General features: G+C 35.6%; 23 protein-coding genes and 1 pseudogene. 10 read left to right on the forward strand and 14 right to left on the reverse strand.

Annotated elements, in window-relative coordinates; translation table 11 throughout:
- Positions 1–122: 122 nt before the first annotated feature.
- Together recQ and ACQKIH_RS19850 are read right to left on the reverse strand one after the other, a co-directional pair.
- Positions 123–1,889: a DNA helicase RecQ gene (recQ, locus tag ACQKIH_RS19845; RefSeq protein ID WP_427768379.1), complete on the reverse strand. Its 1,767-nt coding sequence runs from the start codon at positions 1,887–1,889 to the stop codon at positions 123–125.
- A gap of 121 nt (positions 1,890–2,010) precedes the next feature.
- The gene (locus ACQKIH_RS19850) at positions 2,011–2,865 is read right to left on the reverse strand and encodes a hydroxymethylglutaryl-CoA lyase (RefSeq protein WP_427768380.1); all 855 of its coding nucleotides are present in this window, start codon (positions 2,863–2,865) and stop codon (positions 2,011–2,013) included.
- A gap of 295 nt (positions 2,866–3,160) precedes the next feature.
- Here ACQKIH_RS19850 and ACQKIH_RS19855 point away from each other — a divergent pair, with 295 nt between their 5' ends.
- Positions 3,161–4,402 carry an MFS transporter gene (locus tag ACQKIH_RS19855; protein WP_427768381.1) on the forward strand — a complete coding sequence of 414 codons (1,242 nt, stop codon included), beginning with the start codon at positions 3,161–3,163 and terminating at the stop codon, positions 4,400–4,402.
- 83 nt (positions 4,403–4,485) lie between these two features.
- On the opposite strand, the gene ACQKIH_RS19860 is transcribed toward ACQKIH_RS19855, so the two are convergent.
- Positions 4,486–5,670, reverse strand: a complete 1,185-nt coding sequence (locus tag ACQKIH_RS19860; protein WP_427768382.1) for a hypothetical protein — start codon at positions 5,668–5,670, stop codon at positions 4,486–4,488.
- Between the two features lie 256 nt (positions 5,671–5,926).
- On the opposite strand from ACQKIH_RS19860, the pseudogene ACQKIH_RS19865 reads away from it, so the two are divergent.
- The 3 genes and pseudogenes from ACQKIH_RS19865 to ACQKIH_RS19875 all read left to right on the forward strand — a co-directional run.
- Positions 5,927–6,136, forward strand: a pseudogene (locus ACQKIH_RS19865) (Type 1 glutamine amidotransferase-like domain-containing protein); the annotation flags it as partial.
- A 274-nt stretch (positions 6,137–6,410) separates the two neighbouring features.
- Positions 6,411–6,992 carry a copper resistance CopC family protein gene (locus ACQKIH_RS19870; protein ID WP_427768383.1) on the forward strand — a complete coding sequence of 194 codons (582 nt, stop codon included), beginning with the start codon at positions 6,411–6,413 and terminating at the stop codon, positions 6,990–6,992.
- Positions 6,993–7,950: 958 nt separating this feature from the next.
- Positions 7,951–9,555 (forward strand): ABC-F family ATP-binding cassette domain-containing protein, encoded by a 1,605-nt coding sequence (locus tag ACQKIH_RS19875; RefSeq protein WP_427768384.1) that lies wholly within the window; start codon positions 7,951–7,953, stop codon positions 9,553–9,555.
- A 193-nt stretch (positions 9,556–9,748) separates the two neighbouring features.
- On the opposite strand, the gene ACQKIH_RS19880 is transcribed toward ACQKIH_RS19875, so the two are convergent.
- The 3 genes from ACQKIH_RS19880 to ACQKIH_RS19890 form a co-directional block, all read right to left on the reverse strand.
- Entirely contained in the window at positions 9,749–9,934 is a 186-nt protein-coding gene (locus ACQKIH_RS19880) for a hypothetical protein (RefSeq protein WP_427768385.1), read from the reverse strand.
- 157 nt (positions 9,935–10,091) lie between these two features.
- Positions 10,092–10,607 (reverse strand): glycoside hydrolase family protein, encoded by a 516-nt coding sequence (locus ACQKIH_RS19885; protein ID WP_427768386.1) that lies wholly within the window; start codon positions 10,605–10,607, stop codon positions 10,092–10,094.
- Between the two features lie 286 nt (positions 10,608–10,893).
- Entirely contained in the window at positions 10,894–11,496 is a 603-nt protein-coding gene (locus ACQKIH_RS19890; protein WP_427768387.1) for a hypothetical protein, read from the reverse strand.
- Between the two features lie 447 nt (positions 11,497–11,943).
- Here ACQKIH_RS19890 and ACQKIH_RS19895 point away from each other — a divergent pair, with 447 nt between their 5' ends.
- The 3 genes from ACQKIH_RS19895 to ACQKIH_RS19905 all read left to right on the forward strand — a co-directional run bounded on the left by ACQKIH_RS19895 (position 11,944) and on the right by ACQKIH_RS19905 (position 14,662).
- Complete coding sequence (locus ACQKIH_RS19895) at positions 11,944–12,423, forward strand: DUF2691 family protein (protein WP_427768388.1); 480 nt, start codon at positions 11,944–11,946, stop codon at positions 12,421–12,423.
- A gap of 244 nt (positions 12,424–12,667) precedes the next feature.
- Positions 12,668–13,441 carry a GNAT family N-acetyltransferase gene (locus tag ACQKIH_RS19900; protein WP_427768389.1) on the forward strand — a complete coding sequence of 258 codons (774 nt, stop codon included), beginning with the start codon at positions 12,668–12,670 and terminating at the stop codon, positions 13,439–13,441.
- Positions 13,442–14,392: 951 nt separating this feature from the next.
- Positions 14,393–14,662 (forward strand): hypothetical protein, encoded by a 270-nt coding sequence (locus tag ACQKIH_RS19905; RefSeq protein WP_427768390.1) that lies wholly within the window; start codon positions 14,393–14,395, stop codon positions 14,660–14,662.
- A gap of 202 nt (positions 14,663–14,864) precedes the next feature.
- On the opposite strand, the gene ACQKIH_RS19910 is transcribed toward ACQKIH_RS19905, so the two are convergent.
- From ACQKIH_RS19910 to ACQKIH_RS19940, 7 genes are read right to left on the reverse strand one after another with little or no spacing between them, the layout of a single operon-like run.
- Complete coding sequence (locus ACQKIH_RS19910; RefSeq protein ID WP_427768391.1) at positions 14,865–15,449, reverse strand: tyrosine-type recombinase/integrase; 585 nt, start codon at positions 15,447–15,449, stop codon at positions 14,865–14,867.
- Positions 15,446–15,886 (reverse strand): ArpU family phage packaging/lysis transcriptional regulator, encoded by a 441-nt coding sequence (locus ACQKIH_RS19915; protein WP_427768392.1) that lies wholly within the window; start codon positions 15,884–15,886, stop codon positions 15,446–15,448. The genes ACQKIH_RS19910 and ACQKIH_RS19915 overlap by 4 nt, the downstream gene beginning before the upstream one ends.
- Positions 15,887–15,898: 12 nt before the next feature.
- The gene (locus ACQKIH_RS19920; RefSeq protein ID WP_427768393.1) at positions 15,899–16,186 is read right to left on the reverse strand and encodes a hypothetical protein; all 288 of its coding nucleotides are present in this window, start codon (positions 16,184–16,186) and stop codon (positions 15,899–15,901) included.
- Between the two features lie 38 nt (positions 16,187–16,224).
- Positions 16,225–16,653 carry a hypothetical protein gene (locus ACQKIH_RS19925; RefSeq protein ID WP_427768394.1) on the reverse strand — a complete coding sequence of 143 codons (429 nt, stop codon included), beginning with the start codon at positions 16,651–16,653 and terminating at the stop codon, positions 16,225–16,227.
- The gene (locus ACQKIH_RS19930) at positions 16,653–16,850 is read right to left on the reverse strand and encodes an XtrA/YqaO family protein (RefSeq protein ID WP_427768395.1); all 198 of its coding nucleotides are present in this window, start codon (positions 16,848–16,850) and stop codon (positions 16,653–16,655) included. Before ACQKIH_RS19930 ends, ACQKIH_RS19925 begins: the two co-directional genes overlap by 1 nt.
- A 59-nt stretch (positions 16,851–16,909) precedes the next feature.
- The gene (locus ACQKIH_RS19935) at positions 16,910–17,155 is read right to left on the reverse strand and encodes a hypothetical protein (RefSeq protein ID WP_427768396.1); all 246 of its coding nucleotides are present in this window, start codon (positions 17,153–17,155) and stop codon (positions 16,910–16,912) included.
- Positions 17,142–17,555: a hypothetical protein gene (locus ACQKIH_RS19940; protein WP_427768397.1), complete on the reverse strand. Its 414-nt coding sequence runs from the start codon at positions 17,553–17,555 to the stop codon at positions 17,142–17,144. Before ACQKIH_RS19940 ends, ACQKIH_RS19935 begins: the two co-directional genes overlap by 14 nt.
- A gap of 266 nt (positions 17,556–17,821) precedes the next feature.
- Here ACQKIH_RS19940 and ACQKIH_RS19945 point away from each other — a divergent pair, with 266 nt between their 5' ends.
- Both ACQKIH_RS19945 and ACQKIH_RS19950 read left to right on the forward strand, forming a co-directional pair.
- A complete protein-coding gene (locus tag ACQKIH_RS19945) occupies positions 17,822–18,325 on the forward strand; it encodes a DUF3231 family protein (protein WP_427768398.1) in 504 nt (167 codons plus the stop codon).
- Positions 18,326–18,537: 212 nt separating this feature from the next.
- Positions 18,538–18,738, forward strand: a complete 201-nt coding sequence (locus tag ACQKIH_RS19950) for a hypothetical protein (protein ID WP_427768399.1) — start codon at positions 18,538–18,540, stop codon at positions 18,736–18,738.
- Positions 18,739–18,761: 23 nt separating this feature from the next.
- Here ACQKIH_RS19950 and ACQKIH_RS19955 read toward each other — a convergent pair whose 3' ends face one another.
- Positions 18,762–19,196: an ASCH domain-containing protein gene (locus ACQKIH_RS19955; RefSeq protein ID WP_427768400.1), complete on the reverse strand. Its 435-nt coding sequence runs from the start codon at positions 19,194–19,196 to the stop codon at positions 18,762–18,764.
- Positions 19,197–19,307: 111 nt separating this feature from the next.
- Here ACQKIH_RS19955 and ACQKIH_RS19960 point away from each other — a divergent pair, with 111 nt between their 5' ends.
- Positions 19,308–19,751 (forward strand): carboxymuconolactone decarboxylase family protein, encoded by a 444-nt coding sequence (locus ACQKIH_RS19960; protein WP_427768401.1) that lies wholly within the window; start codon positions 19,308–19,310, stop codon positions 19,749–19,751.
- The last annotated feature ends 12 nt before the right edge of the window (positions 19,752–19,763 follow it).

Consider the following 19,763-nt stretch of genomic DNA (forward strand, 5'->3'; position numbering starts at 1 on the left):
AAGCGAAATTAAACAACCAGTCGCCGGTTCAATACCGACAACTGGTTGGATAAATACTTTTTTGACCTCTGTCTTATATACGGGGGTCAGTCCCACATGGCGTTCCTGCTCTTTTTTATTCGCTATTCATACGCTATAATCGCATCCACGAATGTTTTCCCGTATTTCTCTAACTTACTTTCCCCAACACCGCTTACTTCTAAAAATTGCGTGCTCGTTTTCGGGCGACGTACACACATATCCTTCAGTGATTTATCTGAGAAGACGACGAATGGTGGAACCTTTTCTCGATCAGCAATTTCTTTACGAATTTTTCGTAACTCTTCAAATAGCGGATCATTTTCCTCAAAGACTGTTTTAATTGGCAACATCGCCTTACGTAGCACCTGTTGTTTCCCCATTAACACCGTTTTCCCCTCATCAGAAATAAATATCGTTGGGAATTGCCCATTACTCACTTGAATGAGCTTTTCAGCGATTAGAAACTCAATAAAGCTGGCAATTTCTTTTGCATTCATATGTCGTAAAATACCATACGTCGGCAACTTTTCAAAGCGAAACTCTAATACCTTTTTACTTCGAGAGCCTGCTAAAACAGACGCGGTTATTTGTTTACCGAATTTTTGACCCATGCGCACGATACAAGACAACACTTTTTGTGCATCCTCTGTGACATCCTGCTTCGGACGCTCATCCAAGCAATTCGCACAACGACCACAGTCCGAATGATTTTGCTCATCATCAAAATAATCTACTATATAGCGTTGTGAACATTGTTCTGTATGACAATAGTCAATCATTTTATGCAACTTTGTAAGCTCCATCGGAATTCTCGAACGATCCTGTGCCTGGTCGATTAAAAAGCGCTGTGTTTGTTCATCCGCTGACGCATACAGTAAAATGCATTCACTCGGGAGACCGTCACGCCCTGCACGCCCTGCTTCCTGATAATAGCTTTCGATATTGCGCGGCATATTGTAATGAAGGACAAAACGCACATTCGTCTTATTAATCCCCATACCAAAAGCGTTCGTCGCAACCATCATTTGCACTTCATCATTTAAAAAGCGGTTTTGCTCATATGTGCGGTCCTCTTCAGCCATCCCACCATGATATTTGGCCACCTTTATACCAGCACGTGCTAATAGCTCATAAACCGACTCAACCGATTTTCGTGTTGAGGCATAAATGATACCCGCTTCATTCGCATTATTTTTAATAAAACTTTTAATAAATGCTTCCTTATTTTCACCAAGCAATACGGAAAACTTTAAATTATCACGTTCGAAGCCTGTAATAAACGTGCTATGAAGTTCAATGCTTAATAATTCACGAATATCTTGGCCTACTTCTTTTGTTGCTGTAGCAGTTAGCGCAAGAATCGTCGGCTTATTGTCCCATAATGTCAGTAGCTTTTGAATCGTTCGGTAGCTCGGGCGGAAATCATGCCCCCATTGCGATATACAGTGTGCCTCGTCAATTGCAAGAATCGGCACTTGAATTTGAGCGAGTTCCTGACAAAACCGTTCATTTTCTAAACGCTCTGGTGCTATGTATAACAGCTTCACTTGCCCACTTCTCACACGGTACATCACATTTTGTACTTCCTCGAAACTTAACGAACTATTAATAAACGCCGCATCAATCCCACTGGACACAAGCATATCCACTTGGTCTTTCATTAGTGAGATAAGTGGTGAAATAACGATTGTTGTCCCATCCAAGCACAGTGCTGGGATTTGATAACACAATGATTTCCCGCCACCTGTTGGCATAATTACGAGTGTGTCATTACGATTTAAAACATTTTCGATTACGTTGGATTGTCCTGGACGAAATGCATCGTAGCCAAAATACGTTTTCAATTGTTGCAATGCAAGATTTAACATAGTACCTCCAGTAAAAAAACATAGTGAATTTATTATACTATTTTTTTAGCAAGGTTACGAACTAATTTAGTTTACATAATATAATTATGTAAACTAAATATTTTTATTCGTTCATTTTTAGTTATTCAAACAGTGTTTTAGTATAAGTACTAGCTTGAGTTAAGCATTGTTCATCTATCCCCGTTTCAATGCCCATTTGATGCAGCATCGAAACGACTTTTTCGGTTGCTACATTACCTGTTGCTCCTGGTGAAAATGGACAGCCCCCTAACCCGCCGATTGACGCATCAAATCTTTCAACACCAGCTTGTATAGCAGCCAAAATATTTGCCAGTGCCAAGCCATTTGTATCATGAAAATGGCCCACAAATACAGTCTGTGGGAAATCCTCTTTTAATTTCGTAAAACGCTCAAAAATAATTTTTGGATTTGCTTGCCCATTCGTATCACCAATTGAAATTTCATCTACCCCATGCCGGGCAAAATGACTTACAATTTTTTTTACTTGATCATAAGAAATGGCTCCTTCATAAGGACAGCTAAAACACATGGACACATAACCCCGGATAAATAGTCTCTCTTCTTTTGCCCGAGCAAACATTTCTGTGCACTCAGCTAATGATTCATCAATCGTTCGTCGAATATTTTTTTGATTGAACGTTTCCGATGCACCTACAAAAACAGCAATTTGTGGCACGTTATTTTGAATGGCCAGTTCAAGTGCCTTCAAATTCGGTGTTAACGCTAAAAAGGACAATCCTTGTTCCAAACTAAAACGTGCCATTTCCGTTGCATCCGCCATTTGTGGTACTGCCCTTGGATGCACAAATGAAGCGGTTTCAATCCGCTGCACCCCTGTTTTTTCTAATAGTTTAACAAGTTTTTGTTTTTTTTCAGTAGATACAAAAGTTGATTCATTTTGGAGCCCGTCACGCGGACCGACTTCGATGATTTCAATTTGCTTTGGAAAATGCATCTTGTCCCTCCTTTTGAAATTTGCTCAATTTTTTTTGTGAAAATCGGTGTCTTTAGTTGTTTATTACACATTAATTTGGTAAATCCTTTTTTCTTGGTGGCTATTTTAGTCTTTATCCTTTTAATATATAGTGTCGTATAATATGTATTTGTATTGTAAAGTTCAATATATATACAATGAGCTCCTTTTCACTTAAAATAATGATTAATCTAAAAAATCTAACAGTTTACTAGCGAAAAAATTTAGTTGTAGATCATGTACATATCCAAAAATAGACAGAGATAGGATGAGTGTTATGAAAAAAATTTATTTTGGCTGGTATATGGTATTAGCAGGATCTATTATGGTCGTATTGACAATGGGAATGCGTATGGGGATTGGACCATTTGTTGAGCCAATTATGACGGAGCTTGGCTACTCTCGAACGGCACTTTCAACAGTAATTGCAGTTGGCATGATTTTTTATGGGATCGGGATGCCAATTGCTGCTTATTTTTATGCGAAATTTAATGCGAAAGGCATGCTATTATTCGGTTTAGGTATCTTAATTTTATCTGTCCTGGGCACGATTTCTTTTGCGAACTACTGGCTTTTTATGCTAAATTACGGCATTTTAATGTCCATCGGTTTAGCTTGTTTAAGCAATATTGCGCTCTCTCCACTCATTAGTAAGTGGTTTATTCGCCAGCGTGGTAAAGCATTATTTTATCTTTCTACAGGTGGAATGGCTGGATTAGCTGTGATGACGCCCCTTTCTACTTTTTTAATCGATTCTTTCGGATGGAAAATGACTCTGGTCATTATTTCGGCGATGTTTGCTGTTCTCGTCATTCCAATGGCTTTTTTCATTATTAAAGAAAACGCTCCAGACGGCGCAGACTTAATACCTGGGCAAAAGCTTGCTAACAAAATTAACTTCGATAGTGGTGCTCGGATAACAGATGTTGTGAAAACATTACCGTTTTGGCAAATTGTTATCGGCTTATTTGCTTGTGGGTTTGGTATGAATTTACTTGGCTCTCACGGTGTACCGATGCTGATGAGTCATGGATTTGATGCGAAAACAGCTGCCTTTGGAATCGGCATGATTGGTTTTGTTGCGATATTTGGTTCGTTATTTTTAGCGCAACTGGCCGATCAATTTCCGCGCAAAAACTTACTCTTTATTGTGTATTTTGTTCGAGGGTTGGGCTTTATTTTTCTTGTCCTTTCCACAACGAACATGCAATTATTTACCGTTGCACTTTGTTGCGGCCTTGTTTGGTCGGGCTCGATTGCAATGTCTACTGCTTCTTTAGGTGATTATTACGGATTAAAATTACTGGGACCGCTTAATGCATGGGCATTTTTCATCGGACATCAAATTGGTGCAGCATTTGGTACATTTTTCGGTGGTTGGATATATGAAACGTACAATACGTATATCGTGTCATTTTCAATTGCCGGCGTTCTCTGCATTATCGCCAGTGTTGTGTGCTTCCTTCTACCAAAATCATTTACGATTAAAGTACCCGCTACATCGGTCATGAAATCATAAAAAAGCTGCGCGGTTTTGAGTTCACCGCGCAGCTTTTTCTTCTAACTAGGTTTAGCCGTCTGCCCGTAAATTCGACCTAGCTTTCACTCATAATCCCATGTGTAGTTTTGCTGCTTTCCACCTGAGCATCCTACTAATTGAACCTTCATTTGTGATTCATTAAAGACAAGTTCCTTACAATCAAACGATTTTTCTGTCCCCTCCATTTTTACACTGATTTTTTTATCCTGATGCTTCAAATAAAATATCGTTTGATCTACGGGTGACTTTAAGTTAATCGCAAGTACATGCTTGCGTAAAAACAGTTGCAATACAGTTTTTTGTTCCTCTATTGCCTCTTTTTGCAGCATAATCACTGGTGTTTTTTCATCCTCAATTTTCGACTCTTCAATTAAATTCGTTCCTATCACTTGATAGTGCTCTTGCTGTTTAATAATCGACAGACGTACTTCCCTTTTTTCTGCATCCACCCCATTGACAAAATAATAGACTCCTTCCTTTTTGGCCTCTTTTATTTCATACTTTTCAATCGGCTTCTTCACATATTGCAAGTATTCCAAAACATCATCTGACGCAACAAAGGGTTCTAGATTCTTTAAATTTTGTGCTTCAATTCCAGCATTCAATTGTGTTATGAACGTCATTGCAAAGTTTTTCAACTGATCCGGATTATAGGTGAAGATATTTTTTTCGTAAAAATTTGTAATCGGTGTTTCTGAACTTACGATTTCTGCCGTTTCCAACTGAGCATTTTTCTCAAAACGTTCCTGCCATTTTAGTGGCTTCTCTATCGTTTCTTTTAATAAGTTTTCAATTGCTTCTTTTGGAGCGCGAGTGGAATCACTATCAGCTATATAATATTGCATTTCATTCGTTGTCACATTGACCCCGCCCACAATTGGTGTATCTACTAGCTCCATCACATGAAAATCATGGCTATTTCGCATACGAATGATGGCCAAATTATGCTGCACATCAATTCCTTCCACCCCTCCAATGAGCATCAATTGGTCATGAATCAGCACATTTGGATGATGCGAAACGTCACGCGCATTCGTTAAAATCCATTTATTACGTTCATCCTCCGCAATAACAAATCCCGTTGTTACACTATTTGTTGTATAAATTGACACTTGTGAATTATAAGTTGGTGGTGTTTCCTTTTCCTTACTCGGGAGCATTTGAGCAACCGACATATTTTCTTCTGGCTCTGAACAAGCTGCTAATAACAGCATTACACATAGTAATAGTAATAGTAATTTCTTCATTCCATTCTCCTTAACTATAAATATATTATGTAAACTAAAATTCTACTCATTTTTAGATTTTCATCACTATGTTAGTAAAGCATATTCTACTAAGTGTGACAATGGAGTTGCCGCGCTCGCCTTTTCTTTACAGTACGATTGTGTAATCCTCGTTAACTGAATTGCAATTAACACCGAATATTCCTCATAAGATTAATGTGAGTTATCTTATAAGAATTTGCTTCTAAAAAATACTTTTCTATAAAGGAGTAAATAGATGAGACAAATAATCGCACTTGGTGGTGGTTTTTCAATGGAACCGGATAATCCATTGTTAGATCTATATATATTGAAACAAGTAAATAAAGCAAAGCCACAAATTTGCTTTATCCGTACTGCAAGCGGAGACTCTGATAATTACATAGCAAGATTTTATAACTCTTTTAATCAACAAAATTGTACCCCTTCACACCTTTCGTTAACCAAATAACACCACATAATGCTATTGCAACTATAGCTGTTCCATTTTCCTTACTTGAAGTTCAAAAAAACGGACAATCTATTGGTTGAACTATTGATTATTTTAAATAATAAAAACCACTTCCCTGATTAGTATGCTGTCATCAAATATTTCTACAGATTTTGGGTCATACTAAAATTATCACTCCATTTATCAGGAATTTTAATTCCAAACTTGGAAAAGTGGGTTTATCACTACAATTAGGAGTGGGTAAAAATGATGATGAAAGGAAGTTATTTAAATGTTAAAACAATTAATGTTTACGCTTGTTGCTACATTTTTACTAGTTGTACCAAAGACTTATGCACACACGAACTTAGAATTAACAAATCCAACAGATGGTGCGACAGTCACAGAGGAATTACAAACGATTGAATTAAACTATTCAAGTAAAATTGAAGATGGCAGTTCCTTTAAAGTACTTGCAAGTGATGGTTCAGAAATGGCAATGGAATCGTTTGCAATAAATGATGATGTACTAACCGGTAATATAGCTTCACCTCTTCCAAATGACAACTATACAGTTAAATGGGATATTATTAGCCAAGACGGACACCCATTATCAGGTTCATTTACTTTTACAATGAATGCTCTAGTTGCTTCTGAGTCTGATAATGATAAGATTGCTGGATCTGATACTAATGAAAAAATAGCATCAGATGTAACAGAAATTGTAGATACATTAAAAACTGAAACCGATTCTGAAGATGGTAATTCAATATGGGCTTTAATATCTGTCATTGTAATAATTTTAGTTGTTATAACTGTTATAACTATTTATACGTATAAGAGAACTTATGTAAAGCGCAAAAAAAATAAATAACCATTTGATAAAGGTCAATTTATTCCTCAATAATAGGAATCAGTAAAAAAATTTGAAAATAGGTCGGTTTATGGTCATAAGTTTCGTATTCCTATGCGGTGGATGGGTCGTCACGATGTTGCTCTCGGATGAGTTACTTTACAATTTGGCGTGCCGGGAGTTCAATACTCTATCTGATTTAATTGACAAGCGTGTGTGCATTTACGCTTTAAAATAGGAAATTCATCGGTATTCGCACGTATCTTTCAAAAATTGCACATATGCCGTATGAAATCGCACATATCTTATGTAAATTCGCCCTAATTTAGGGAAATTTGCACAAACGCTTGGTTGAATAAGAGTAGCACCAAATACTGGGTTTCGTTGCAAAATAATGCCCTGATTCATATGGCATTACTAACAGTGGTAGAGTCATGTATATCATGGCTCTAACGCAGTCATGCACTAGTCCGCCAAAGTGAGTGATTATCGCAAGTCCAATAAAAAAACGAAAAGGACGATTGAAATTCGATAGCCGACTGACCGAAATTAATATTCCTTATTCGTTCATATGGAATTGTTTAGATTGTAAAGCTAAGTAAAAATAAAAAAGTGAACGTAACGTGTCCCCCTAAATCTAATACTTACCTACCATATATTTTTCTTTCTATAATGGTAATGATAAAGAAGGCTTAAACGAGAAATCATCAATTTGTAACTCTTTTACTCTCCTGTTCATTTCAACTTCCCCATCAAATTTTATTAGGTAATAATCAGAGATTTTCTTAAATTTTTACATCCCTATTCTTTTCCATTAATAACTCAATTTACATACCCATTAACTTTCACATTTTAATGATTTCATCTTTATACTTAATTTTCCCCACCCGATGTGGTATAATGAAAAGCATTGTGTAAAAAGGTTTTAATCGTTAACAAACCACAAAATAACAATCTAAAATATCAAGGAGGTACTTGCATGATTCAAGTATCAGGTGTTGGTCTTCGTTATGGCGACCGTAAATTATTTGACGATGTAAATATTAAATTCACACCAGGAAACTGTTACGGCCTTATCGGTGCAAACGGTGCTGGTAAATCAACTTTCATTAAAATTTTATCTGGTGATATCGAAGCCCAAGAAGGTAACGTATCAATGGGTAAAGACGAGCGTTTATCTGTCCTAAAACAAAACCACTTCGAATACGATGAGTTCAACGTATTAGATACAGTTGTGATGGGGAACAAACGTTTATGGGAAGTAAAAGCAGAAAAAGACGCAATCTATGCGAAAGAAGAATTTTCTGATGAAGATGGCATGCGTGCTGCTGAATTAGAAGGCGAATTCGCAGACTTAAACGGTTGGGAAGCTGAATCTGAAGCCGCAACATTACTTGGCGGTTTAGGAATTGGCGATGAATTACATTACATGATGATGGCTGACCTTGAAGGTTCGGACAAAGTCAAAGTATTACTTGCTCAAGCATTATTCGGCAAACCAGACGTTTTACTACTGGATGAGCCTACCAACCACTTAGACATTAAAGCAATCAAATGGTTAGAAGATTTCTTAATGAACTTCGATAACACAGTAATCGTTGTTTCGCATGACCGTCACTTCATAAACAAAGTATGTACACATATCGCTGACTTAGACTTCGGTAAAATTAAGCTATATGTTGGTAACTATGACTTCTGGTATGAGTCTTCTCAATTAGCTCAAAAGTTAATGGCTGACCAAAATGCAAAAAAAGAAGAGAAAATTAAAGAGCTAAAAGAATTCGTTGCCCGTTTCTCTGCAAACGCATCAAAATCTTCTCAAGCAACATCTCGTAAAAAGATGTTAGATAAAATTGAACTAGATGATATCCAACCATCAAGCCGAAAATATCCATTCATCAACTTCCAAATTGGTCGTGAAATCGGGAATGATGTGTTAACAGTAGATGGTTTAACAGCTTCTCATGAGGGGCAAAATGTATTCAAAGACATTCGCTTCAACATGAACAAAGAGGACAAAATCATTTTATTAGGTAGCCCAATTGCGAAATCTGCGTTAATGGACATTTTAATGGAGCGCAAAGAAGCAGAAGCGGGTACATTCAAATGGGGTGTTACAACATCTCAAAGCTATTTCGAAATGGATCATGATCAATACTTCGGTGGCGGTGAAAAATCATTAGTAGAATGGTTACGCCCTTACTCACCTGAAGACGAAACAGAAAGCTTCTTACGTGGCTTCCTAGGTCGTATGTTATTCTCTGGTGAAGAAGTTAAAAAATCTCCTGGCGTTCTTTCAGGTGGAGAAAAAGTACGTTGTATGTTATCAAAAATGATGTTAAACAATTCTAACGTTTTATTACTAGATGAACCAACAAACCACTTAGACCTTGAGTCAATCCAAGCGCTAAATGAAGGTTTAATCCGCTTCAAAGGTGCCATGTTATTCACATCTCATGACCACCAATTCATCCAAACAATCGCTAATCGCGTAATTGAAATCCGTGAAGACGGTTCAATCCTTGATAAGCCATTAACTTATGATGAGTTTTTAGAGTGGAAGGATAAAGAGAAAATTAAGTAACCCTCTTAACTCCCAAAGCCTTGATATATCAATGTTTTGAGGGATGGGTAATTTTCCCACATTGCCATATTCCCCCGTTCTCCCCCACTTATTTTGGGGCGGATTTTATTTAAAATTTTGCATGGCAGGTGCATTTTTTTATAGGGACAAAAAAATAATAGCCATCCACAAATCAGTGGATGGCTTATTTTTTTTACGCCTTTTGTTTATATAAAATCTTGATGGCATCGTATCCATATTGTAACTTGATTTCCTTCAAAAGTTCGGCATCGGTCATCGGTATAGTTGCACCCTCATCAAAAAATAAAGCAGAAGTTCCCTCAACGATAAGTTCTTGATATTTATAATGAAACTCGACTATAACTATTGTTTTTCTCATTCGCATGCTCCCCCTTCTAATGTCTTATTAGATTATTCTATTTATAATTCTAAATACCCTTTAAATATACAGAATTCTCACAAAATACGTTTTGTAGTTTATAAATGCAAAAAATCCCGCCACAACTGTATTTTGTACAGCGTGACGGGCTTTGAATTTATTTGAAAGTACGATTAACCACAGCAGCTTGATAGCTTAATAATTCCGTATCTGTGTATGCATTGATCTTTTCATCCGTGTGAAACGCTGTATCGATAATTTTGGCTTTACGTGCTTTTTTTAATAATTCACGGATTTCTTTTCGTCCTGTTTCGTTCAATTTTAACACTTCCTTTTTATTTACTGTACTTGATTTTAAGAATAATTCTGCTTCCTCTTTACGGCGATCCACTAGACCTTGGAGGACCTTTCCACCACTTTTGTTATACAGCTGCATAACTCGCGTTGTATTCGCCCAATCCTTGGCATTGATATAAGCGTCCGCCAATAACTTAATAAAATTCACATATTTACTAACTGTATCAACCAGATTAAATCGGCCAAGACCAACTCGCTCAATTACTCCCTCTTCTACTAATTGGCGAACACGACGACTAGTCATATTAAACATTTTTGCAATTGCTTCTGTATTTAAGACAACCGCATTGTCTACTTTTGACTTTCCATTGGACATTATTTTCACTCCCAACAATTCAATATAATTTTTGAAAATCTAAAAGGTTGGAAGGAACCAACTTTTTTGCATTATATCTAGACCGTTTCTGTGCCTCGCGAGACCCGCAGGAGATGCAAAGGTCTCCAGGAGGACCCAAAAATATTATTCTAGCCAAACAAAAAGACGACGCAGCTTGTGCCGCATCGCCGATCGTTATGTTGTTTGATATTTATTACATACTACTATCTTAACATGGTGAAACAGAAAAAGTCTGCCAACTTACTGCCACAATCCTGCCAAAGTATCAGTTTCTAACCTTTTCTCCATAAAAAGTGAAATATTTTTTATTCAAAACATCCCATCTATAATATTTTAACTTTCCAAAGCCCGATTCAACAATCCTTGTAAGTAAGTCCCTTAAATCTTCTGCGCCATTTAAATAGTCAATTTGATGATATAGAATAGTCCAATTTAGCAGTGCGTCGTTCCACCCTACCTCTTTTTGGTTAATAACAAAAATAAATTTAGGTGGTTTAATTTTTTCCTTATTAAAGATTTTTCTTATCGCAGAAGATATTTTTTGGTTATCTGTACCACATGCAGAGATCGCTAAATAAATAGGTTTCTTTAATCTTTGCAGTTTTAATAAAGGTAATAATGAATTCGCAACTTCTTCCCACATTAAAAAATCTTTCCCCAAAGCTAGACCATCATTGTTTCCATGACAGCTGATATGTATACAAATTTGCTCTTTTTCATCTTCATCGTCAACGTAATCATCTATAGTTGCAATATAATTTATCGCAGTATCAAATTCATTTGAAGACTTTACAAAAAAACTTGTAACACTATGTTGCATCGTCTTACATATTTCCTCTAACGCTTTACTTTCCGAAACTCCGCTCATTAAGTCTAGCGGTGAACTTCATTCTAATACAAATACTTTCATATTCAAACCTCCCATTACGAATATGATAATAATTTTACCATGCCTTAATGACATTAACATATCTTATATTCTGTTAATCTCAATACAATCCCTCAAACCTTGTCATACCAATACTTATCCCCTTATATTATTTATGAGCTTTACATGTTCTTATTGAGTAAATGTTATTCATGCATTAACGTATGAAAGCGTATTAATTTTATAAGCATTTCCTAAAAACAATAGGCTATGTTAAAGGTAAAGGTTGATTTTTCATATAATGGTATGATGGCTACTACCCTAAACGCAAATGGATATTTATGTTAAAATATAATGGGTTTGTGAAATAATGTACTTAAACTAACGAAGCAGGTTAGTTCAACAAGATAGTAAGTGCTTGGACAAAAGATAGATGGAGGTTTACGAATGAGAGGTATATCGTTTGAAATTCCAAATGCTTATGGGAAATATTTGTTAGAACTTTTAGATGAGCTCAATATAAAAGAATGGACTTGGAAAATTGGTGCTGGAGAGTCTTATGTGATTCAAAGGGATACCTTAGGAAAACCACTATTTCCAACCAAACCCTTGTTTTCAACTGCTTGTCTATTAGATGGGGAGGAGCTTTATAGGAATATTTCAATGGATGATTATTACCTTATATTTGTTGATTTAAAGGCATTTTCTAAAACCTCAAATGTGCGAGAGATTGCAACTTATCAGGAATTTGTTGAAAGTGATTGCCAGTTTGTGCTCCTTATTGTCGATTGCTCATATGTAACTATTTATGCCAAAGACCAAAACACAATTCAGCATTTATTTCTGAAGGCAACAGCTAATGGTTATGGAAATACAGAGTATATTACAGATGCAAATGATGAAAGAACAACTTTAATTGCTTTTTAAGGTAGTAATTACAATCCTATTCAATCAGAAGTTTGTGAAGCTTTTAACTCAGACTAACAGGGGCTTTAGTGAAAGATCCTTTCAAGAATCTCCCAAACGACGCTTTGGGAAGATTTGTATTCAAATTAATGCAGCGGAATTCTTCAATTAATACTTTGTACAATAAAAAATATGGTAATTATACCTTTTTTAGGTTATTATGGATGATGTAAGTGAAAATTATGTGTAAGAAAGAAGGAATTTAATGATATTTGAAGCAGATTTACATGTAAGGCAAAAATTAATCCCGATGTTTGAAAAAATTGATAGCACGATAATTCTCTCATGCCTTCAAGGACATATGGGAACTGCTTGGGTGGATGACCTTGAGAATCCGACTGTTGCTCAAATAACAGTGGGGATTTTTGTGTTTTTTGCTGGAAATGCAGACACAAAAGCAGCTGAAAAATTACTTAATAATCTACCTGATTTTACTCTTGCAATTGTTGATTCAGAGGAATGGAAAAATCGTATCGAAACGGTTCACGTTGGTTCAATAGAGAAGTTTCCACGATATAGATTTGAAAAGAATCTGGAAAATTTAAATAAAAAACATATACAAAGTCTAATATCAACACTACCTGATGGATATGAGATTAAGCGAATAGATAAAACGATAGCACAAGACCCCTCTTTCCATGAACTTTCTGAGGACTTCGTAAGTCAGTTTGATTCTATTGATGATTTTATTAATAGAGGAATAGGTTATGCGATTATCAATAACGGTCAAGTTGTTTCTGCTGCAACGTCGTTTAGTATATATGATGATGGGATTGAGATTGAAGTTGCTAGTCACCCTGATTATAGAAGGCAAGGTTTAGCAACAATTATCGCTGCTACTTTAATATTACATTGCTTAGATAGCCGAAAGTACCCTAATTGGGATGGTGCTAATGAAGAATCCGTTAAATTAGCTGAAAAAATTGGCTATAAACTGCAACAATCATATGATACATATTTTATTGATTGTCAAAAATAAGCAGGTTTACTTTAACATATTTCAGAAAATATTATTTGAACACTATGTTTAATAAACGTTATACGAGTCTATACAAATAACGTCCCCAAATTAAAGCTTGGTAACATTTCAAACAGCGACAAACACTGTTAAATCGGTGTTTGTCGCTGTTTTTTATAGAAAATAACACTCTGAAACGCTGCGAAAAATAATTTTAAAGAAGACTGTTCGATTCACTTGTTCTGAATGGTTGTAACATATAAATAGAATCTCAATGAAAGTAGCGATTGGATAAATTTTGAAACAAATAAGAAATTCAATCGTATACTAGTTACTAAATACTTTAGGGTGGTGTTAGAAGTTATGGGAGGTTTAATAGCGTTATTGCTTATATTGTATGGGGTTATAATTTGGACTTATTTCAAGACGAGAGATATACAAAGAAGAACCTGAAATAACTGAAAATGCAATTAGGGATATAAAAATGAAAGCTTTAATCACTATTATTGTCTATCCGATAATTTTTATTTTAATTTTCGTTTATAGTTACAGTTAATGGAAATTTATACATTATGCAATATAAACCTAAATAACGTTCCCAAACGCAAGTTTGGGGACACCATAAAACACTCAAAACGTTGTCACATCAATTTTTTAGGTGTTTTTCTGTATTTTATTCATATACACCTATTTATGCATTATCGTTTAAACTTTGATACAACAAGGCTTTCAACGCTGTTCAAACGAAAATACACTGGCACATATTTTGTATAAAATCTTGCATACGCAGCTCAATTCTTAACGTTGTAAATCCGCACTTTTCTGATGGGACCCCTATTGAGATTGTTAAAGAATGTATTTAAAGTAACGGAGCAGGTTAGTGGGACAAGGGATATCTAAATCGCTTGGAGAAATAGATGATAGAAGCGGATGAAAACACGGAAAGAAAATTTTTAGTTTGGAGGAAAAAGAATGAAAAGGACAGTAATTGGCGGTTTTATAATGTTAGGGGGATTATTTACTACATTAACTATAATTGTGGTGGCAGCATTATATATTCCCAGCATGACTAGTTGGTCTGGTTCACAGTTGTGGTATGCAATTTTTGGAGGAAAGCAATATGGGAATGAGTCTGTTGAAAGTTTATTCCTAGGTTTCCCATTTATTGTAGGATTGTTGTTGTCGATTTTGGGGCTAGTAATACTAGTAATGGAGTATTTTGACAAGTCCTTTTTAAAGTGAGTTTTTTACTATCGGATGCTTTAGTAAATAAAACGGATATCAAAATACAACGAGCTTAGAGATATATTTGCCAGCTCATTTTTTAATGAAATTTAAATTAACCAATACCTTTACCTTTTACATAGCTAAACAATAAAATAAAAGCATCCCCTATTTGAGATGCTTCACCTATTCAATGATTTAATTATGAGTGGCTGCTTATTTATATCCTCAAATTATTAAGGGCGCTGTATGCTTCCTCAATTGCATCTTGATTCACCCCGATATATTTCAAAGTAATGTACTGGGAACTGTGGTTAAAAATATCCTGCAGTAATGCCACATCTTTATCATTTTGGTAGACAAGATAGCCAAATGTTTTACGTAGCGTATGTGTACCAATCTCTTTTAAGACACAATGATGAGCTGCTTCTCTTAAAATATCATATGCTCTCACTCGTGTGATCGGACGATTCTTCCCTTGCCTCGACTTAAAGAGATAATCTGTTTGGTTCATGTCCGCGCAATAGTTATTAATAAGCCGTTGAAGTTTCGTTACAATGGGTACTCTTTTACGTACTGTGTGTTTCTTACTTCGCTGCTTTGCTTTTTTGGTCTTCTGTTCGATTATATAAAAATGGTCTTCACCAAGCACATCCTGCACTTTCACAGACAGAATATCACTGATCCGCAATCCAGTGAAAATACCAAAGCAGAATAATAATTCGTCCCGTTTATTTTTATTGGCCAAGAATGCTCGGACTTCTGAAATCTTTTCTAAATCCCGTATCGGTTGTACGAAATTCATGAAGACTTCACCTCTTCTTCGTAAACTTCCACACGTAATGCCAATGCGAGCTTGTATAATGCCTGTTGCTTCATGCGATAAAATGTACGTTCGCTAATGCAAAGCTCATTCGATATTTCGTAATTAAACTTTGGGACTTCTTCTAAAAATGACATGATGATCAATTGACGTTCCTTTTTAGTTAGCTTATAAAAGCCACGGTTAAATCGATCAAAGAATTTCTCGGCTTGGAGATAGTGTTCAACGTTTTTAATTGCCGCGCTTTCGACTTTTGAATGTACCCCTCCACCAAATGAAGGCATGTCCAATGTATATTTTGGTGTAATTGTTGGCAGTATATCTTCTGGCGTCGTTAGCTGATACGTGCGATATTGTCTCAACACTTTTTCAATCGCCTGTTGAGTTGCTTTCCCGTCAATACTATTTAAAATTTCCATTGTGAAAACCTCCTATTTTCTTCGGATCGCTCCATTTTTACGTGTATAGATATCTCGTCTAATCCCCATTAACTCTTCAATCTCACGTGTGCTCAGTACTTCTTTTTTCTTTGGTGGAGGTTGACGTCTTTTTGTCGCCACCTTCTTTTCCTTATTGCATAAACCATGTCGAACAATTTCTGAACGTATCGTGCGCATCATGCTCACCCCTTTATGCCAAAATGGAATGTTGCTTTCTCTGTCTTTGCGATAAAATAAAAAAAGAGGACAACAAAAGACGGCAGCTAATACTGCTATCAATCGTTGTCCTCCAGATGGCTGGTAGAACTTCACATTCTTTATTTTTTATCGAAATTCTCTATAAATTGAAAAATAGTTATTACTTTTAAGATTCTATTATTTTTAATTACAAATTTTTTATCCATGTAAATTAAATAAATTGGTATATATAGATAGATAAAATATGACATTATTTTCAAAAATTCAACATTAGAGTTAGTAAAAGCAGTTGCAATAGCTACTAACATTGCAACTATTGCTATTTGTCTAGCATACCAGTTACTATTTATTTTATACTGTTCACGAAGTTGTTTTAAAAGAAATTTCCTTTCCTTCTTTGTATATTTACTTTTTATTTCTTCGATTTTAAAATCATAGTACATATCATTCTCTATAGTATACTTTTTTTCCATATATTTATATTCCGTAAAAAATTCATCAATAAACCCGTTGATATCATTTTCTAAAAAATTATATGGTCTATTCATCAAAACTCCTCACCCTCGTCCCACTTTACTCGTTTCACCTGCCCTTGATGTGTGACGATTTTGGTTTCGGCAAATGCGGGAAGCTCGGCGACTTTAGCTATACCGTGCGACAATATGATCACACAACTGTCAGGCAGTTCCATTATATCAGCAATTAGCATCCCATCTACATTTATTTTCAGTTCTTGCATTCTCATCCAAACACCCCTCTGATATAATATTACTGACGCTATCAAAGGGTCGTTCTAAATCCAAGCTAACGGGTGCAACCGTTAGCTTTTTTTGATGGGTAAATGACAATTCCGCTGACAAATTGATAACATTCTTCTAACGTCCTGAAAAGAAGGTGTTCGTCATCGTTTTCTACTTCAAAGTATTTTTCTGTTTTACGAATAACGTTGTGATCAATTTGAATTTCGCTATTGTTTGGGATTTTGCATATAGAATTGTACACTGGGTCTGTATTAAGCCCTATTACATGAAAAATATTAAGTTGATTCATAGATTTGTTCCTTCCACCAAATTTTCGTGATACCATTTGCACGCTTGACTCTATCTACATAGCCCTTCGTTTGCCCATACGACAACGCCACCTGTGTATCTGTAAGACCTCGTTTCTTAAAACTTATATACATGTGTATATTTAAATCTTGTGGAGGCCCTGCTGCTTCAATCGGTTTAAATATTGGATTTTTATTTTTCCCAAATGGACTTCCCACTGAATAATAAACCTGCTGCTGCAATTGCTTACCCACTTCATAAATTTGCTTTTGAATTTCAACGCTATCCATCATATCTGTTATTTCTGTAAGTTGAGTTTGTAAGGCATCTAGTTTGTCATACAACTCGATACGTTGCTGTTTAATCGCTTTACGCATTTTCCTTTTCTGCTGACTTGTCATAGATACACCACCTTAAAAAATTTTGTTCGAAATGAATTTATTACTATAATAGACCTGTATAGTTTTGCTGATCTGGGTGTGAGCTCAGGTCTTTTTTTATGCTTATTTCCCACGCAATATTTTCTAAATATTCAGCTAATTATATTTGCCACTTAATTTTCACATATTGTTCAGTGAAATTAATTTTTCAAGAATTATATTTCTGATGTAGCTCATACTACACTTGTTCCGAAATGGAAAAATAAAATCGAAAAGGAAGTGCAAGTATGGGTATTTTAAGCGGTAAAGACGAACCATTACATTATGGTGAGGTATTCAGTATCTGGACAAATCTTGCTGCAAACTATGGCATGATTGCTGGGTATCAAACATTTTATAATCATGCTGGTGATAAAGACTTGAAATTAATTCTAGAAGAATTTATTCAAGGCGCCAAAGAGGAAGTTAAGCCTTTAGAAAAGATTCTAAAAGTAAATGGCATTGCATTACCTCCTGCACCGCCTGAACGTGCAGATGCAAGACTAGAAGATATCCCTCCTGGTGCAAAGTTTAATGACCCTGAAATTAGTGCCGCAATATCATTAGACGCTGCTGCTTGTTTGGTTGCATGTAGTCAAGCAATGGGTATGTCTATTAGAGAAGACATTGGCTTAATGTATGGTCAATTCCATACAGCTAAAGCGCTGCTTGGCGCTAAACTATTACGCCTTAATAAAGAAAAAGGTTGGCTAGTACCTCCACCATTACATGTAAATCATCCAGAAAAATAATAAGTATTTATTAATCTTGGTTAACCCGCCAAATAATTATTTCCCCAGTTTATAGCTGGGGATTTTTCAATTAGACTGAGCTTTCAGGAGATTTATATACTTCTCATTTTTTACATATTGTGCAGTAAATGTATCATTCCATCTTTTCAGATATTACCCAATTATGTTATCCTTATATAGTTAATTACCTATATGTCAGGAGTTGTTATGCAATGAAAACAATGTCTACACTTGGATGGATTATATTTATTTTTGGCATTACTTTGATTATAAGTGGAGTGGGAAGATTATCTGGTTTCTTTGAATATGATTCAGTTATTCCAAATAAATCTGTTGCACTAATATACATTTCTATGGGCGTTTTTGTAATGTTCATTTCTTACTTTGTTAAACCCAAAAAAGAAAAAGGTTAATAGTTTTACCAATCAATATTGTTCTATTGCTCCCAATTCCATAAACTCAATTGCCCTTTAGCTGGTACTGGTTCCCCTAACGCCTGCACGTCAGCCAGTTCCCATGCGAAACAATCTTCATCGTAATACCCAAACCAATATTCATCACCTTCGATTTTCGACCCCTTATCAGTCTCTGCCACACCAAACTCGCACCAATCTTTTATTACTTTATGACATTCAACTATTACAGCTGTGGCGACAACTGAACCAGTTGGCAATTCTTTATATGACGTAATGCCATGTTTTTTTAGTGCCAACTTAATTTCTATATCTTCACATGCTCCTTTATCCACTGATTGTCCTGCGTGAATTGCTAAAGGACCACGATGTTTCGTTTGCCAGCTACGTGTTTCAAATTTCTTTTCACCTAGAGCAATTAGTGTTGCCCACGGTTGTTTAATAGTAATTGCTTTCATATTTCACCTTCCCACACATTTTCTTTCAAATGTATTGGAGCTAATAATTAGCACAAATGTTCGCATAGCGTTATAATTGTCTTATCTTAAAAACAAAAGGAGTCTTGCCTTATGAATCAAAGAGTTGATTACTACGATATTGCACCTGAAGGTATGAAAATTATGATGGATATGGAAAAATACACTAAAAAGTCTACAATTAACCGTGCAACTAGGGAACTTGTCAAAATTAGAGTGTCTCAAATTAATGGATGTGCGTTCTGCATAGACATGCATACATCCGAAGCACGTAAAATGGGAGAAACCGAACAGCGTATTTATTGTTTAAATACTTGGAATGAATGTACTTTCTATACACTTGAAGAGAAGATTGCACTCGAACTAGCTGAGCATTTAACTCTAATTCCTACTAAAAGAGTTCCGGATGACCTATATAAGCGAGTACGTAAATTTTATGACGAAAAACAGTATGTTGACCTGGTTCTAATTATCAATCAGATCAACAGTTGGAATAGAATTTCTATCGCAATGGGGAACACAGCAACTGTAAGATAATAACTCTTTAAC

The sequence above is a fragment of the Solibacillus cecembensis genome, assembly GCF_050272495.1.
In the GTDB taxonomy this organism is placed as follows: Bacteria; Bacillota; Bacilli; order Bacillales_A; family Planococcaceae; genus Solibacillus; species Solibacillus cecembensis.